This window comes from Sphingopyxis sp. EU05-FHT14B03 (assembly GCF_058790875.1).
Genome location: NZ_JBYTDC010000001.1, coordinates 832,527 through 848,125, shown reverse-complemented (window position 1 = coordinate 848,125; position 15,599 = coordinate 832,527). Strand labels below are relative to the sequence as shown.

The following is a 15,599-nucleotide window of genomic DNA, read 5'->3' as shown; positions in this document are numbered from 1 at the left end:
GACGATGTTCCCCTCCCGCTTGCGGGAGGGGAGAGGCTTATGCGCGCCAGCCGAAGCGCTCGTCGCCCAGCGCCACGACCGCGCCCGCCGTCCCCACCGGTTCCGCCGTCCCGTCGGTCAAAAACGCCAGCATAGCGGCATCGCTCACGTCGACATGCGCCAGCGTGCGCTGGCCTTCGGGCGTTCGCGCCACCACCACGCCGGCTTTCGGCGCGCTGTCGCGGCCATAGAAGACGGTGTAGCTTTCGATCGTCGCCGGCCCCGCATAGTCCTTGACCAGTTCGGGGACGGGGCCGCGCTTTTCCTCGGCTTCGGCCTGATAGTCGAAATCCTGCGGGAAGCTGGCGGCGGCGATCGGTTCGCTGCCGAGGACGATGCAATGATTGTCGGTCGCGAAGCCGCCATTGGCGAACAGGAAGCCGTAGCGGCCCTCCTTGCGCAGCTTTTCGACCATCGAGACCACCGCGTGGCTCATGTAATTGGCGATCGGGCCGCCGCCGAAGGTCAGGCCGCCGAAAACGGTCGCGGGCTTGTCGACCGACCAGCCGAGCGTACGCCGCGCCATCTTGGGCACGCAGGGGAAGCAGCTGTAGAGTTCGACGCAATCGAAATCCTCGACGGTCATGCTGTTGAGCGCGAGCGTGCGGTTGATGCTCGTTTCCATGCTGACGCTGCCGTCGTAGCGGTCGCGGTGGAGGATGTTGGCGGGTTCTTTCGCCGCCGCGCCCATGCCCACGTAAATGAGCCGGTCCTCGGCGATGCCGCGGCGCCGCGCTTCGGCGAGGCTGGTCACGAGGAAGCCCGCACCCTGATTCACCGACGAATTGGCGACCATCAGCTTCGAGTAAGGAAAGGCGATCGGGCGGTTGCGTTCGTCGACGGTCAGGATGTCGGCCGGCGTCGCGGGCTTGCGGATCCACGCGCCATCGTTGGCGGCGGCGACTTCGGAAAAACGCGACCAGATCGCGGCGCTTTCGTCCTGTGCCTCGGTCAGCGTCTGGCCCCAGGCGGCGCGGGTGGCGTTTTCGTAGAGCGGATAGACATCGACCGGGGCCGAGAGCCCGTGCAATTGCGAATAATTGGGTTCGCGACGGGTCGCGACCTGGCGGATCGCGTTATAGCTTTTGTCTTCGCCTTTCGCGGCCTTGGCGGCGCGGCCGGCGGCGGTGCGCAGCGCTTCTGCACCGACGATCGCGGCGAGTTTGATCTCGCCGGCGCCGATGCGGTTCGCGGCCTCGTTGAGCAGGCGGATCGGGGTGTCGCCGTGCGGCGCCGCCGACTGGTAGTTGATCGCAGGGGTCGCACCGATCGCGGCGGCGAGCGGTTCGGGAAGCTTGCCGAGGCTGTGGAAGCTGATCTGGTCGACGATCGCGAGGCTGTCGATTTCGGTCAGCGACACGCCCGCGTCTTCGGCGGCGACCTTCAGCGCCGCGACCATCAGGCCAAGCGAATCGAGGCCCTGGTCGGGATCGGCGGGGCGGTCGTTGACCTGCCCGACGCCGATGATGACGGGGATAAGTTCGGGATCGGTCATTGTCATCCTAGCGTGCCTTCCACTCGGGCTTGCGCTTCTGCGCGAAAGCGAGCGGGCCTTCGCGCGCGTCCTCGCTGCGCATCAGCCGGTTGCGTTCGAGGGTGTTCGCCTCCCACGCCGCCGCGTCCGACGCGATACGGCCTTCGTGGATGCCGAGCGCGACGCGTTTCGACACCTGCACCGACAGCGGCGCGTTGGCGGCGATCTTTTCGGCGAGCGCGATGGCGGTCGGCATCAGGTCGGCGAGCGGGACAACCCGATTGGCGAAGCCATAGCGATGCGCGGCCTGTGCATCGAAGGGGTCACCGGTGAGCAGATGCTCCATCGCGAGCTTTTGCGGCAGCTGGCGCGCGATGCGAAAGGCGCCGCCGGCGGCGGCGAACAGCCCGACCTTGACCTCGGGCAGGCCGAATTGGGCGGTTTCCGCAGCGACGACGATGTCGCTCATCAGCGCGATCTCGCAGCCGCCGCCAAAGGCGAAGCCGTTGACCGCCGCGATGATCGGTTTCGAGATCGGGTGCGCGACCATGCCCGCGAAGCCCCACGCCTGCTGCGCCTCATCGTCGGGTGCGAGCTTGCCGCCGCGCGACAGTGCGACAAGATCGGCGCCGGCACAGAAGCTTTTGTCGCCCGCGCCGGTGATCACGACGACGCGGATCTCGGGGTCGTTCTCGGCCTCTTCGAGCGCGGTGCCGATGCCGACATGGACGTCGGCATTGACCGCGTTGCGCGCCTCGGGCCGGTTGATCGTGATGATCAGGATATGGCCCTGACGCTGCGTCAGAACGGCGGGGGCGGCGGTGTCGGTCATCGAATCTCTCCCTTTGTCGTAGGGGAGTATCGGCGTGAGTTGACGTTTACGTCAACTGGAAAGGGATGAATCCTCCCTGTCGCGAAGCGATGGGGAGGTGGCAGCGGCGCAGCCGCTGACGGAGGGGCCATGGCGCGACGTCGCCGGCCCCTCCACCACCGCTTCGCGGCGGTCCCCCTCCCCACGGCTGCGCCGCAGGGAGGATCTCTATCTTCAGATCGACTGCCCGGTCTTGGCCCAGTCGGCGAGGAAGCCTTCGATGCCCTTTTCGGTCAGGATATGCTTGAACAGGCCCTTGATCACCGACGGCGGCGCGGTCATCACATCGGCGCCGATCTTGGCGGCCTCGAGGACATGGATGCCGTGGCGCACGCTGGCGACGAGGATTTCGGTCTCATAGCCGTAATTGTCGTAGATCAGCCGGATATCCGAAATGAGCTGCATGCCGTCGAAGCCGTTGTCGTCGTGGCGGCCGACGAAGGGCGAGACGAAGGTCGCGCCGGCCTTGGCCGCGAGCAGTGCCTGCGCCGCCGAGAAGCAGAGGGTGACATTGACCATCGTGCCGTCGCCGGTCAGCGCCTTGCACGTCTTGAGGCCGTCGATGGTCAGCGGCACCTTGATGCAGACGTTCGGCGCGATCTTGCGGAGGATTTCGGCCTCTTTCATCATCGTTTCATGGTCGAGCGCGACGACCTCGGCCGAGACGGGGCCGGTGGTGAGGGCGCAAATCTCGCGCGTCACTTCCTTGAAATCGCGGCCCGACTTGGCGATCAGCGAGGGGTTGGTGGTGACCCCGTCAAGCAGGCCGGTCGCGGCGAGTTCCTGGATGTCGGCGATTTCGGCGGTGTCGGCGAAGAATTTCATGGGGGCTTCCTTGAGGGCAGGCGATTCGGTTTCTTCGCTCCCCTAGAACCCTTTCCCCGTCATTGCGAGCGAAGCGAAGCAATCCAGAGCGGTTACCGCACGCTCTGGATTGCTTCGCTTCGCTCGCAATGGCGACGGGATAAAGGGCTGGCGTTCCATTTTTGTTCCCGCTAAGCGAACCCCATGGCCAAAGCGAAACGCCAATATGTCTGCCAGAATTGCGGCTCTGCCACCTATCGCTGGCAGGGGCAGTGCGCCGATTGCGGCGAGTGGAACACGCTGGTCGAAGAAGCCGGCGAAACCGCCTTTTCGGCGAAGCACGACCTCAGCAAGGGTGGCCGGACGATCGCGCTCGAGGCGCTCGACGCGCACAGCATCATGCCCGAGCGGATGCTGTGCGGCATCGCCGAGTTCGACCGCGCGCTGGGCGGCGGCTTCGTCGCGGGGTCGGCGACGCTGATCGGCGGCGATCCGGGGATCGGCAAGTCGACGCTGTTGTTGCAGGCGGCGGGGCGGCTGGCGCTGGCGGGCAAGACGGTCGTCTATATCAGCGGCGAGGAAGCCGCGGCGCAGGTGCGGCTGCGCGCGCAGCGGCTGGGGCTCGGCAAGGCGCCGGTGCAATTGGCGAGCGCGACCTCGGTGCGCGATATCCTCGCGACGCTTGGCGGAAGCGATCCCGATTTCATCGTCATCGATTCGATCCAGACGATGCACAGCGACCTGATCGAGGGTGCGCCGGGGACGGTGAGCCAGGTCCGCGCCTCGGCGCAGGAACTGATCCGCTATGCCAAGGACAGCGGCGCGGCGCTGGTGCTCGTCGGCCATGTCACCAAGGACGGGACGATCGCGGGGCCGCGCGTGCTCGAACATATGGTCGACACGGTGCTGGCGTTCGAGGGCGAGCGCAGCCACCAATATCGCATCCTGCGCGCGGTCAAGAACCGTTTCGGCGGCACCGACGAGATCGGGGTGTTCGCGATGGGCGAGGGCGGGCTGGGCGAGGTCGCCAACCCGTCGAGCCTGTTCCTGACCGACCGCAGCCGCGACGTGCCGGGGTCGGTGGTGTTCCCCGCGCTCGAAGGCACCAGGCCGGTACTCGTCGAGGTGCAGGCGCTGACCGTGCGGCTGGCGAGCGGGGCGACGCCGCGCCGCGCGGTGGTTGGCTGGGACAGCGGGCGGCTCGCGATGGTGCTCGCGGTGCTGGAGGCGCGCTGCGGGCTGCAGCTTGGCGGGGCGGAGGTCTATCTGAATATCGCGGGCGGTTATCGGCTCACCGATCCCGCGGCCGACCTCGCGGTCGCGGCGGCGCTGATCTCGGCGTTCAGCGAGCGGCCGGTGCCCGCCGATGCGATCGTGTTCGGCGAATTGTCGCTGTCGGGCGAGGTGCGCCCGGTGTCGCACGACGGGCTGCGGTTGCGCGAGGCGGCGAAGCTCGGTTTCTCGACCGGCTGGGGTCCCAAGGGGATGAAGGGCGTCGGCGGGATTTCGGTCACCGGTTTCGGCCGATTGGGCGAACTCGTTGACCTGATGCTCGGGCGCGACTAGCGACCGGCAAATGGGAAGTCTGACGGCTCTGGATATCGTCGTGCTCGTGCTGGTTGGCGGCGGCGCGGTGCTCGGTTTTACGCGCGGCCTGGTGCAGGAGGTGACGACCCTCCTCGCCTGGGTGCTGGCGATCGTCGCCGTGCGCCTGTTTCACGGCATGGTGACCGGCCTCGTCAGCGGCTGGGTCGGGACCCAGGGCGGCGCGGCGGTGCTCGCCTTCGTGCTCGTTTTCGGCGGGGTGTTCGCGCTCGCCAAATGGGGATCGCGCGCGATGGGCAAGCGCAGCCGCGCCTCGCTCGTCGGCGGGTTCGACCGCGGGCTGGGCGCGGGCTTCGGTGCCGTGAAGGGGCTGCTGATCGCTTCGATCGGCTTCCTGCTCGTCACGCTGCTGTACGACATCGGTTATGGCAATACGCAGCGCCCGGCGTGGATGACCGACAGCCGCACCTATCCGGCGCTCAATGCCACGAGCGCGGCGATGAGCAAGGTCATCGCCGAGCGCCGCGCCGCAGCGCGCGAGGCCGAGGCAAACGGCAGCGCCAAGGACAACAAGGACGCGTCCGCCGCGGGCGCGAAATGAGCGCGCCGCTCTATAATCGCGACATTTTGTCGCTCGCGGTCGCGACCGCCGAATATCTGCCGCTGCCCGATGCGCGCCATCACGCCTCGCTGCGCGCGCCGCTCTGCGGCAGCCGGATCATCCTCGATCTCGATACCGACGGCGATGGCCGCGTGACCGCCGTGGGCCTGCATGTCGAGGCCTGCGCGCTCGGACAGGCGTCGGCGGCACTGCTCGCGCGCCATGCGAAGGGGCGAAGCCTCGACGATATCCGCGCCGCGCGGACAGCCATAGCGGGCTGGTTTGGCGGCACCGGCGACCAGCCCGACTGGCCCGGCTTCGACCTGCTGGCGCCGGCGAAGGATTATCCCGCGCGGCACGGCGCCATCCTGCTGCCCTTCGATGCGGCGATCGCGGCCTATGAGGCGGAGACCGCGGGCGCATGAGCCTGTTGCTGCTCGCGACCGCCGCGTCGGACATCGCGGCCGGCAATGGTGTCGCGACCGACACGATGTTGTTCGAAGGGGCGATCCTGCTCGGCGTCGCGACCCTGTTCGTCATGATCTTTCGCCGCCTCGGCCTCGGTGCGGTGCTCGGCTATCTGATCGCGGGCGCGCTCGTTGGCCCGCATGGGCTGGGGCTGGTCGGTGGCGGCGAATCGAAACTCGCCTTCGCCGAGATCGGCATCGCCTTCCTGCTGTTCCTCGTCGGGCTCGAACTCCATCCGCGCCGCCTGTGGGAACTGCGCCGCGCGATCTTTGGGCTGGGCATGGCGCAGGTCGTGGTGAGCGGGCTGATCCTCACCGCGCTGATCCTCGCGACGCTGGGGTTCAGCTGGCAGGCGGCGCTGGCGCTCGGCCTGCCGCTGGCGCTGTCATCGACCGCGCAGGTCCTGCCCAGCCTCAAATCTTCGGGCACGATCAATTCGCCCTTCGGCGAAAAGGCCTTTTCGATCCTGTTGTTCCAGGATCTCGCGATCGTGCCGATGATCACCATCGTCGCCGCGCTGTCGCGCGCGCCCGCCGACCCGTCGGCGCCGCCGGGATGGCAGATGGGGCTTTATACGGTCGGCGCGATCGCCGCGCTGGTTCTGGTCGGACGCTTCATCGTCAACCCGTTGCTGCGCCTCGTCGGGCGCTATGGCGAGCGCGAGCTGTTCGTCGTCGTCGGGCTGCTGGTGGTGCTGGCGAGCGCGGCCTTCATGCACAGCCTGCATCTGTCGACCGCGCTCGGGGCCTTCATCGCGGGTGTGATGCTCGCCGACTCGCCGTACCGGCACGAGATCGAGGCCGATGTCGAGCCCTTCCGCCTCGTCCTGCTCGGCCTGTTTTTCCTTGCGGTGGGCATGGTGCTCGATGTCGGCGCGGTGATGGAGCGGCCCTGGCTCGTCCTCGGCCTCGCGGCGGGGCTGGTCGCGGTCAAGGTCGGCGTTCTCACCGGGATCGCGCGCGTGTACGGCATGTCGTGGAAGGCCGCGCTCGGCCTCGGTCTGCTGCTCAGCCAGGGCGGCGAGTTCGGTTTCCTGCTCTTCACCCAGGCGTCGGACGCGCTGCTGATCGCCCCCGAGGCAGCGAGCCTGTTCAGCGCGGTGGTGACGCTGTCGATGGTGTCGACGCCCTTCCTGATGCTGTTCGCGCGCAACCTGGAATTCGCGCCCGACCGCGATGGCCAGGAGCTCGCCGGTCCCGAGGATGCGCCGCGCGGATCGGCGCTGGTGATCGGTTATGGGCGGTTTGGACAGATCGTTTCGCAGATGCTGCATGCGGTCGATTGTTCGGTGACGCTGATCGACAAGAAGCCGAGCCAGATCGAGCTGTCGGAACGGTTCGACACCAAGGTCTATTTCGGCGACGGGCTGCGGCTCGACCTGCTGCGCCGCGCGGGGGCCGATGACGTCAAGCTGATTGTCTATTGCATCGACGATCGCAGCGTCGATGCCGCCGCGCTGCGCCCGGTGGTCGAGGCCTTCCCCAATGCGAAGGTGCTGATGCGCGTGTTCGACCGCCGCCAGTTGATGGCGATCGACGGGGCGGGAGCGAGCGGCGCGGTGCGCGAGGTGTTCGAAAGCTCGATCGCGCTGGGGTTGATGGCGCTCGAACAGCTCGACATCGACCGGCGCGAGATCGAGGATGTCGAAGCGGCGCTGCGTCACCTCGACGAGGTGCGGCTCGATGCGCAGCTGGTCGATGGAGACCTGTCGGCGGGCATGGACCATCGTTTCCAGCCCGGGGGTAGCCGCGAGGGGACGAGCATCCTCGAGAAACTGCGCGAAACGCGCCGCGCGGCGAAGCTGGCGAAGGAAGAGGCCGAGGGTGAGCCGTTCGCCTAGGCGGCGTCGGCGCCGTCCAGAAACGCCGCGACCTTGTCGAGGCCATAGTCTTCGGTCACGAAGCTTTGGCCGATGCCCCGCGTCAGGATCAGCGGCAGCTTGCCGCCGCGTACCTTCTTGTCGTGCGCCATGTGCGCCGCGAGCGTCGCGCCGTCGCTGTTGACGCCGGCGCTCGCGAGGCTGTGCGGCAGGTCGACGCTGGCGAGATGGTCACGGACGCGGGCGGCGTCCTCCGGCGGGCAGAGGCCGTTCGCGGCCGAAAACTGATGCGCCAGCACCATGCCCGCGGCGACCGCTTCGCCGTGGAGCAGTCGGTCCGAATAGCCGGTCTCGGCCTCGAGCGCGTGGCCGAAGCTGTGGCCGAGGTTGAGCAGCGCGCGGATATCCTGCGTTTCGCGCTCGTCGGCGGCGACGATGCGCGCCTTGGCCGATACGCTGTGCGCAATCGCTTTGTGCCGGGCGGCGCTGTCGCCCGCGAGTAACGCGGCGCCGTTCGCCTCGCACCAGGCGAAGAAGGTGGGATCGTCGATCAGGCCATATTTGACGACTTCGGCATAGCCCGCGCCGAGTTCGCGGCGCGGCAGCGTTGCGAGCGTCGTCGGATCGATCAGGACGAGCGCGGGCTGGTGGAAGGCGCCGATGAGATTCTTGCCCGCCGCGACGTTGATCGCGGTCTTACCGCCGACGCTGCTGTCGACCTGCGCCAGCAGCGTGGTCGGCACCTGTACGAAGGCACAGCCGCGTTTGACGATGCTGCACGCGAAACCGACGAGGTCGCCGATCACCCCGCCGCCGAGCGCGATGACATGGTCGCTGCGTTCCACGCCCTCGCCGATCAGCCATTCGGTGAGGCGGCCGAGGCCGGCCCAGCTCTTGCTGCCCTCGCCCGCCGGCAGGACCAGCGAGGAGAAGGAAATGCCTTCGGCGCCGAGCGAGGCGCCGACTGACGTCAGATAGTGCTGCGCGACATGGTCGTCGGTGACGATCATCGTGCGCGGGCGCTTGAGCAGCGGCGCGACATGAGTGCCGATGTCGCGGATCAGGCCGTCGCCGATCAGGATCGGATAGCTGCGGCTGCCGAGTTCGACGGTCAGGCGTTCCATTGCGAAAGGGCCTCCAAAATCGCGCGCACCGTATGGTCGTGCGGGCTCGACGCCGAGCTGACGCGGATATGCGCCTCGGCATAGATCGGGTTACGGACGACGGCGAGTTCGCGCAGCACCTCGCCCGGATCGCGATTCTTGAGCAGCGGGCGGTGGCTGCGGCGCCCGACGCGTTCGACGAGGGTCGGAATGTCGGCGTCGAGCCAGATCGACAGGCTGGCCTGCTTGATCAGCGCGCGCGTCTCTTCGTTCATGAAGGCGCCGCCGCCGGTCGCGAGGACGAGCGGCTTGCCGGTCAGCAGGCGCGCGATGACGCGGCGCTCGCCGTCGCGGAATTGCGCCTCACCGAAGCGCGCGAAAATCTCGCTGATCGTCATGCCCGCCGCGCGCTCTATCTCGTCGTCGGCGTCGGCGAAGCGCATCCCGAGCCGTGAGGCGAGACGGCGGCCGATCGTCGACTTGCCCGATCCCATCAGCCCGACGAGAACGATCGGCCGCTCGCGGATCGCCGCGGACAGGGCCCCCGAGGAAATCGGTGCCGGGCTTTTCGGGTTTCGCGTCATGCTGGGCGCGGCTATACCGGCTGGACCGCGCGGGACAATGGTTTTGCTGCGCCGCGCAAAACGGGCTTCTGGTCGGCAAAGGATGGCATTGGATATTGCGCAGGCAGGGCAGATCGGGGAAAGGCCTCTGGATCGGTCGATTGGTCGTGTTCTTGTTGGTGCTGCTGGTTTTCTGGCTGCTGCTGATTTTCCTGGGCCGGCCGATCGAACCGCGAATGATTGAGGTGGATGTGACCGACAAGATTGCCGACAGCGCGACGCCCGAAAGCCGCCCGCAATGAAGACGCGGCTGGTACCGCTGACGCTGGGCCTGTCGGGCGCCGCTCTCGCCGCCGCGCTGGTCCTGCCCGCGCTCGCGCAGGAATCCTTGCTGCCCGAAGGTTTCGGCAATCCGGCCCCGACGCCGAGCCCGTCGCCGACCCCCGCGCCGACCGCGACACCGACCCCTTCGTCGACGCCGAAGGCCGGGCCGGTCGCCCCGACCGTCACCGCGACGCTCCCCGGCACCGCCACGACCGCGACTGCGACCGACGACGAGGAGCTCGAGGACGGCGAAGAGGTCGAACCCGGCACGCTGAAATACGACCTGCCGCCCGGTGCGCGGCGCCTGCTTACCCGCATCGGCCCGCTGACCCCGGAAACCGGCGGGCTTGGCCCCGATGCATTCGGGGTGCGCGGCCAATATGCCGCCGCGATCATGCGTTCGACGCGCGGGCCGCTGGCGTCGCGCTGGGGCGCGATCCTGCTGCGGCGTTCGCTCGCCTCCGCCATCGACACCCCCGACACGATCAACGGCGCCGACCTCGCCGCCGACCGTGCTGCCTTGTTGCTGCGCATGGGCGAGGCGAATATCGCGCGCACGATCGTCCAGTCGGTCGATTACGACCGCGCGAGTCCGCGGCTCGTCGCGACGGCGCAGCAGGTTTTCCTCGCCAACGCCGATCCCGCCGGCATGTGCCCCTATGTCCCCGCCGGCCTTGCGCATGGCGACGAACAGGCGTGGCGGCTCGCCGCCGGCATCTGCGCCGGCCTGTCGGGCGAGGCGGGTCCCGCCGGCTGGGCGATGAGCCGCGTGCGATCGAGCGGCAAGGTATCGAATTTCGACATTTTGCTCGCCGAACGCGTGCTCGGTGCGAGCGGCGCGGGCGGGCGTTCGATCACGATCCAGTGGGACAAGATCGACAAATTGACGAGCTGGCGCTTCGGCATGGCGACCGCGACCGCGACGCCGATTCCGGCGCCGCTGCGCGGCACCGCCACCCCGGCGATGCGCGCCTGGACCGTGCTCGCGCCGATGAGCGAGATGGCCGACCGCGTCGCCGCCGCGCCCGATGCGGCGGCGCGCGGGGTGCTGTCGAGCGAAGCCTATGTCTCGCTGCTCAGCGCCGCGGCGAGCGAAGAGGAACCGCCCGAAAGCCTGGCGGCGCAGACCGATCTGTTGCGCAGTGCCTTTGGCGGCGAAACGGCGGCCGATCGCTATGCGGCGATGGAAAGCCTGTGGGGCCGAGGCAGCAATCCGGTCGATCGTTACGCGGCGCAGGTCGCGACCGCTCGCGCCGCCGCGGCGTTGCCGGTCGGCACCGCGGTCGGCAGCGATCCCTGGCAGCTGATCGGGTCGATGCTCGCGGGCGGTTACGACAATCGCGCGATCGATTGGGTGCCGACGGTCAATGTCGGCAGCCGCGCCTGGGGGGTCCTCGCGGTCGGATCGCCACGCGCGCTCAACGGCACGACCGCGAGCGCGGTGTCGAGCTTTTCGGGCGATGACGATAGCGCCGATTATCAGCGCAGCAAGCTGCTGCTCGCGGGGCTGGCCGGTCTCGGGCGCATCGACAGCGGCCAGGCGGCGTCGGCGGCGAGCGATCTCGAGGTGAACCTCGGCAAGCAGACGCGCTGGACGCGCGCGATTTCGGACGCCGCAGCGCGCGGCGAACCGGGCATGGTCGCGCTGCTCGCGGCAGCGGGGATGCAGGGCGACTGGTCGACGATGCCGCCCTATCATCTCTATCATATCGTGAAGGCGTTGCGCGAAGTCGGGCTGGCGTCGGAGGCGCGGATGATCGCGGCCGAGGCGCTGGTTCGGGTCTAGAGCGTGACAAGATGACATGGACCCGCCGTGATTGCCTCCGGAAGCTCGCCGGCAAGAAGCGGATCGCAGACCGGGCTGGTGGCCCGGTCCAGAGCCGCGCCGCAGTCCGGCGGGCTTCCGGAGGCAACCCCTCCAGGGCGGGCCGAATTTGGCCGATTGCTGCGTTGCTCGTCGCGCACGATGAACCACATCGCGCTGCTCCTCGCGCCTTGCACTCGGCCAAATTCGGCTCCGTCACGGCGGATCCATGTCATCTTGTCACGCTCTGAGATGCGCGACGGCGACGCCGCGCTGATCGACCGTTTCCTCGAAATGATGGCCGCCGAACGCGGCGCGGCGCGCAACACGCTCGTCGCTTATCGCCGCGATCTGGAGCAGGCGGCAACGATGGCGCCGCACGGGCTGGCGGATGCCGACACCGACGCGCTGCGCACGATCATGGCCGGTTATCAATCACTTGCGGCGAGCAGCGCGGCGCGCAAATTGTCGGCACTGCGGCAATTTTACGCGTTCCTGCGCGACGAGGGCGAGCGGGCCGATGACCCGACGCAGCCGCTGGCGCGGCCGACGACGCGGCGGCCCCTGCCGCGCATATTGACCCATGACGATGTCGAACGCCTGTTCGCCCAGGCAAGCGGGGAGGCCGATGGGGCCTCGCCGCCCGCCGCCGCGGTGCGGATGTTGTTGCTGCTCGAACTGCTTTACGGTTCTGGGCTGCGCGCGAGCGAATTGGTGTCGCTGCCGCGGCGGGCGATCGCGGGCGAGCGGCTCTATCTGATCGTGCGCGGCAAGGGCGACAAGGAAAGGCTGGTTCCGCTGTCTGAGCGTGCGCGGGATGCGCTCGATCGCTGGCTGCCGTTGCTCGCCGACGGGACGTCCTGGCTGTTTCCGTCGGGCAAGAGCCATGTTTCGCGGGTGCGCCTGTTCCAGATGCTGCGCGATCTGGCGGCGCGTGCCGGGATCGATCCGACCGCGGTGAGCCCGCATGTGCTGCGCCACGCCTTTGCGACGCACCTGCTGGAGGGCGGCGCCGATCTGCGCGCGCTGCAACTGATGCTCGGCCACGCCGACATCGCGACGACCGAAATCTACACCCATGTCGACAGTCGTCGCCTCGTCGAACTCGTCAATCGCCGCCATCCGCTCGCGCGCATGGATGTCGGGACGGGCGGGGTGGCGGCGAACGTTGACGTTGCGACGCCATCGTCCTAACCGCGCACAGATGACAGCCTTTCTGGACTTCGAAAAACAGGTCGCGGCGCTTGATCGCCAGATTGCCGAATTGCGCGAAATGGGCGACGATCCGACGCTCAATATCGAGGGGGACATCGCGCGGCTCGAGGACAAATCCTCGAAGATGTTGCGCGATATCTATGCGAAGCTGACGCCCTGGCAAAAGACGCAGGTCGCGCGCCATCCCGACCGCCCGCATTTCAAACATTATGTCGCGGGGCTGTTCGACGACTGGATGCCGCTGGCCGGCGACCGCAATTTCGGCGACGATCAGGCGATCCTCGGCGGACTGGCGCGTTTTCGCGGTCGCCGCGTGATGGTGATCGGGCATGAAAAGGGCGACGATATCCCGTCGCGGATGAAGCATAATTTCGGCATGGCGAAGCCCGAAGGCTATCGCAAGGCGATCCGGTTGATGCAGCTCGCCGACCGGTTCGGGCTGCCGGTGATCACACTCGTCGACACCTCGGGCGCCTTCCCGGGGATCCAGGCCGAGGAACGCGGGCAGGCCGAGGCGATCGCGCGCTCGACCGAACAATGCCTGGCGCTCGGCGTGCCGATGGTCGCGACAGTGGTCGGCGAAGGTGGATCGGGCGGCGCGATCGCGATCGCCGCGGCGAACCGGGTGCTGATGTTCGAACATGCCGTCTATTCGGTGATTTCGCCCGAGGGCTGCGCATCGATCCTGTGGCGCACCGCCGACAAGGCGGCCGACGCGGCGGCGGCGATGAAAATGACGCCCGAGGATCTGCTCGCGCTGAAGATCATCGACCGCATCGTTCCCGAACCCGTCGGCGGCGCGCATCGTGCGCCAGAAATCGCGATCAAGGCGCTGGGCGACGCGATCGCGCAGGAACTCGACGCGCTGTCGGGGCTGCCGCGCGACAAGATTCTCGCGGCGCGCGAGGAGAAATTCCTCGCCATGGGCCGCGGCTAGACGGCTTCTTTCCGGAACCCGATCGCGGGCCCGACGTTTTCCCTGTCAATTGCCTGAGCCGGATGTTCATGGCGCGTCTTTTCGTGCGCGGATATAGGCTTATGGTATCGCGGACAGGACCAAGGGAGATCAACATGACCCGGACAAAATTGGCGATGGCTGCGCTGCTCGCCAGCGCGGTGACGATCGGCGGTATCGCCGATGCGAAGACCAAGACGATCAAGACGGCGACCAGCATCACCGCGAGCGAGCGCAAGCAGGGCAGCGACGCGCATCCCGAACTGGTGCAGGAATTCGGCGGCACCTACACCGGGCCGCAGGCCGCCTATGTCGGGCGCGTCGGGCAGGCTATCGCGGTGCAATCGGGCCTTTCGAACGCGCGTAGCGACTTCACCGTCACCCTGCTCAATTCGCCGGTGAACAACGCCTTCGCGATCCCCGGCGGCTATATTTACGTCACACGCCAGCTGATGGCGCTGATGAACGACGAAGCCGAACTCGCGGGCGTGCTCGGCCACGAGGTCGGCCATGTCGCGGCCCAGCATAGCAAGAAGCGGCAGTCGGCGGCGACGCGCAATTCGATCCTTGGCGTCCTCGCCGGCGTGCTTGGCGGCGCGATCGGCGACAACGGCGGGTTGCTCGGTGGTCTCGGCGGGCTGCTTCAGAACAATGCCATGAAGGTCGCACAGCTCGCGACCCTGGGATTCTCGCGCAGTCAGGAACTGGAGGCCGACCAACTCGGTGTCCAATATCTGCGCAAGGCGGGCTATGATCCGCTGGCGCTGTCGACCGTGCTCGCCAGCCTCGCCAACCAGACCAACCTCGATGCCCGGCTGTCGGGCGGCGACGCGCGCGCGCTACCCGAATGGGCGAGCACTCACCCCGACCCGGCGTCGCGCGTGCGCAACGCCCAGACGCTCGCTTCGGGTGCGGGAACCGGCGGCGTACGCAACGCCGATGCCTTCCTCGCGTCGGTCGACGGCGTGCTCTATGGCGACGATCCGGCGCAAGGTGTCGTCGAGGGCAATGAATTCCTCCACCCCGACCTGCGGCTGAAATTCGCGGTGCCGAGCGGTTACGGGATGCAGAATGGCGCGGCCGCGGTGTCGGTCAGCGGCACCGGTGGGCAGGCGCAGTTCACGACGGCGGCCTATAACGGCGACATGAATGCCTATGTCGCCGCGGCGTTCAAATCGGTGGCGGGCAACACCGCGCTGACACCCAGCAGCATCCAGCGCACGACGGTGAACGGAATCCCCGCTTATACTTCGACCGCGCGGGCGAACACCCAGTCGGGCCAGGTCGACGTCACGGTCTTTGCCTATGAATTTTCGCGGACCAGCGCGTTTCACTTCGTTGCGCTGACCAAGGCGGGCGGCGGCAGCGTGTTCAATACGATGTACAACAGCGTGCGCCGCCTCAGCACGGCGGAAGCCACCGCGATCAAGCCGCGCCGCATCGATGTGGTGACGGTCGGCCGCGGCGACACCGTCGCGACGCTGGCGCGGCGTATGGCGTACAGCAATTACCAGACCGAGCGGTTTCAGGTGCTCAACCGGCTGACCGCGACAAGCCGTCTGACGCCGGGGCAGAAGGTCAAGATCGTGGTGTATGCGAGCCGCTGAACCGGCGCGGACTTTTCGACCGGACAGCAAAAAGGGCGGTGGATTGCTCCACCGCCCTTTCTATTGGATTGCCGGCCGGCGGACCGGTCGGCGAAATCGCAATATTAGGTCGTGAGCGCGGTGTTCACGTTGTTGAACGTGCCGCTGACGCTCTTGCCGACCGAGGTCATCGCGGTGATGCCGGCGACGGCGATCAGAGCGGCGATCAGGCCGTATTCGATGGCGGTCGCGGCCTTGGTGTCGCGAACGAATTTCTTGAGAAACTTCATGTCTGGTCTCCTGATAAGTCACTTACCCTGTTGACGGTCTGGTCGGGTCAACATTTGCACTTCTACAGCGAATTGGTTTTGAATTTCTTAATGCGCCGCCGGCTCTTGGCCGCTTTCGTCAGTCCCATTTTCGGACAG

15 protein-coding genes are annotated in these 15,599 nt (G+C 67.6%); 9 read left to right on the top strand and 6 right to left on the bottom strand.

The window, feature by feature from the left end; all coding sequences use genetic code 11:
- Nucleotides 1-37 precede the first annotated feature (37 nt).
- The 3 genes from AC3WS4_RS04110 to fsa form a co-directional block, all read right to left on the bottom strand.
- Nucleotides 38-1,540, bottom strand: a complete 1,503-nt coding sequence (locus AC3WS4_RS04110) for an acetyl-CoA acetyltransferase (protein ID WP_492736320.1) — start codon at nt 1,538-1,540, stop codon at nt 38-40.
- A gap of 1 nt (nt 1,541) precedes the next feature.
- Nucleotides 1,542-2,345: an enoyl-CoA hydratase-related protein gene (locus tag AC3WS4_RS04105; protein ID WP_056343400.1), complete on the bottom strand. Its 804-nt coding sequence runs from the start codon at nt 2,343-2,345 to the stop codon at nt 1,542-1,544.
- A 213-nt stretch (nt 2,346-2,558) separates the two neighbouring features.
- A complete protein-coding gene (gene fsa, locus AC3WS4_RS04100; protein WP_492736322.1) occupies nt 2,559-3,209 on the bottom strand; it encodes a fructose-6-phosphate aldolase in 651 nt (216 codons plus the stop codon).
- Between the two features lie 183 nt (nt 3,210-3,392).
- Between fsa and radA the strand changes: the two genes are divergently transcribed.
- The 4 genes from radA to AC3WS4_RS04080 are packed head-to-tail and all read left to right on the top strand — an operon-like array spanning nt 3,393 to nt 7,642.
- Nucleotides 3,393-4,754, top strand: coding sequence for a DNA repair protein RadA (gene radA / locus AC3WS4_RS04095; protein WP_056343395.1), 1,362 nt, complete (start codon nt 3,393-3,395; stop codon nt 4,752-4,754).
- A gap of 10 nt (nt 4,755-4,764) precedes the next feature.
- Complete coding sequence (locus AC3WS4_RS04090; RefSeq protein ID WP_082544813.1) at nt 4,765-5,334, top strand: CvpA family protein; 570 nt, start codon at nt 4,765-4,767, stop codon at nt 5,332-5,334.
- The gene (locus AC3WS4_RS04085) at nt 5,331-5,759 is read left to right on the top strand and encodes an iron-sulfur cluster assembly scaffold protein (protein ID WP_056343392.1); all 429 of its coding nucleotides are present in this window, start codon (nt 5,331-5,333) and stop codon (nt 5,757-5,759) included. Before AC3WS4_RS04090 ends, AC3WS4_RS04085 begins: the two co-directional genes overlap by 4 nt.
- On the top strand, nt 5,756-7,642 hold the full coding sequence (locus AC3WS4_RS04080; protein WP_187142028.1) for a cation:proton antiporter domain-containing protein: 1,887 nt from the start codon (nt 5,756-5,758) through the stop codon (nt 7,640-7,642). Before AC3WS4_RS04085 ends, AC3WS4_RS04080 begins: the two co-directional genes overlap by 4 nt.
- On the opposite strand, the gene aroB is transcribed toward AC3WS4_RS04080, so the two are convergent.
- Together aroB and AC3WS4_RS04070 are read right to left on the bottom strand one after the other, a co-directional pair.
- Nucleotides 7,639-8,745 carry a 3-dehydroquinate synthase gene (gene aroB, locus AC3WS4_RS04075; RefSeq protein ID WP_056343385.1) on the bottom strand — a complete coding sequence of 369 codons (1,107 nt, stop codon included), beginning with the start codon at nt 8,743-8,745 and terminating at the stop codon, nt 7,639-7,641. The two genes, AC3WS4_RS04080 and aroB, sit on opposite strands and share 4 nt — an antisense overlap.
- The gene (locus tag AC3WS4_RS04070) at nt 8,733-9,308 is read right to left on the bottom strand and encodes a shikimate kinase (protein ID WP_082544812.1); all 576 of its coding nucleotides are present in this window, start codon (nt 9,306-9,308) and stop codon (nt 8,733-8,735) included. The genes aroB and AC3WS4_RS04070 overlap by 13 nt, the downstream gene beginning before the upstream one ends.
- On the opposite strand from AC3WS4_RS04070, the gene AC3WS4_RS04065 reads away from it, so the two are divergent.
- The 5 genes from AC3WS4_RS04065 (at nt 9,281) to AC3WS4_RS04045 (ending at nt 15,192) form a co-directional block, all read left to right on the top strand.
- Nucleotides 9,281-9,589, top strand: coding sequence for a hypothetical protein (locus AC3WS4_RS04065; RefSeq protein ID WP_492736326.1), 309 nt, complete (start codon nt 9,281-9,283; stop codon nt 9,587-9,589). The two genes, AC3WS4_RS04070 and AC3WS4_RS04065, sit on opposite strands and share 28 nt — an antisense overlap.
- A complete protein-coding gene (locus tag AC3WS4_RS04060; RefSeq protein ID WP_492736328.1) occupies nt 9,586-11,397 on the top strand; it encodes a hypothetical protein in 1,812 nt (603 codons plus the stop codon). Before AC3WS4_RS04065 ends, AC3WS4_RS04060 begins: the two co-directional genes overlap by 4 nt.
- A gap of 270 nt (nt 11,398-11,667) precedes the next feature.
- The gene (locus AC3WS4_RS04055) at nt 11,668-12,609 is read left to right on the top strand and encodes a tyrosine recombinase (protein WP_492736626.1); all 942 of its coding nucleotides are present in this window, start codon (nt 11,668-11,670) and stop codon (nt 12,607-12,609) included.
- Between the two features lie 10 nt (nt 12,610-12,619).
- Nucleotides 12,620-13,567: an acetyl-CoA carboxylase carboxyltransferase subunit alpha gene (locus tag AC3WS4_RS04050; RefSeq protein ID WP_492736330.1), complete on the top strand. Its 948-nt coding sequence runs from the start codon at nt 12,620-12,622 to the stop codon at nt 13,565-13,567.
- A gap of 134 nt (nt 13,568-13,701) precedes the next feature.
- Nucleotides 13,702-15,192 (top strand): M48 family metalloprotease, encoded by a 1,491-nt coding sequence (locus tag AC3WS4_RS04045; RefSeq protein ID WP_492736332.1) that lies wholly within the window; start codon nt 13,702-13,704, stop codon nt 15,190-15,192.
- Between the two features lie 104 nt (nt 15,193-15,296).
- Here AC3WS4_RS04045 and AC3WS4_RS04040 read toward each other — a convergent pair whose 3' ends face one another.
- Entirely contained in the window at nt 15,297-15,461 is a 165-nt protein-coding gene (locus AC3WS4_RS04040; protein ID WP_056343372.1) for a Flp family type IVb pilin, read from the bottom strand.
- Nucleotides 15,462-15,599 lie beyond the last annotated feature (138 nt).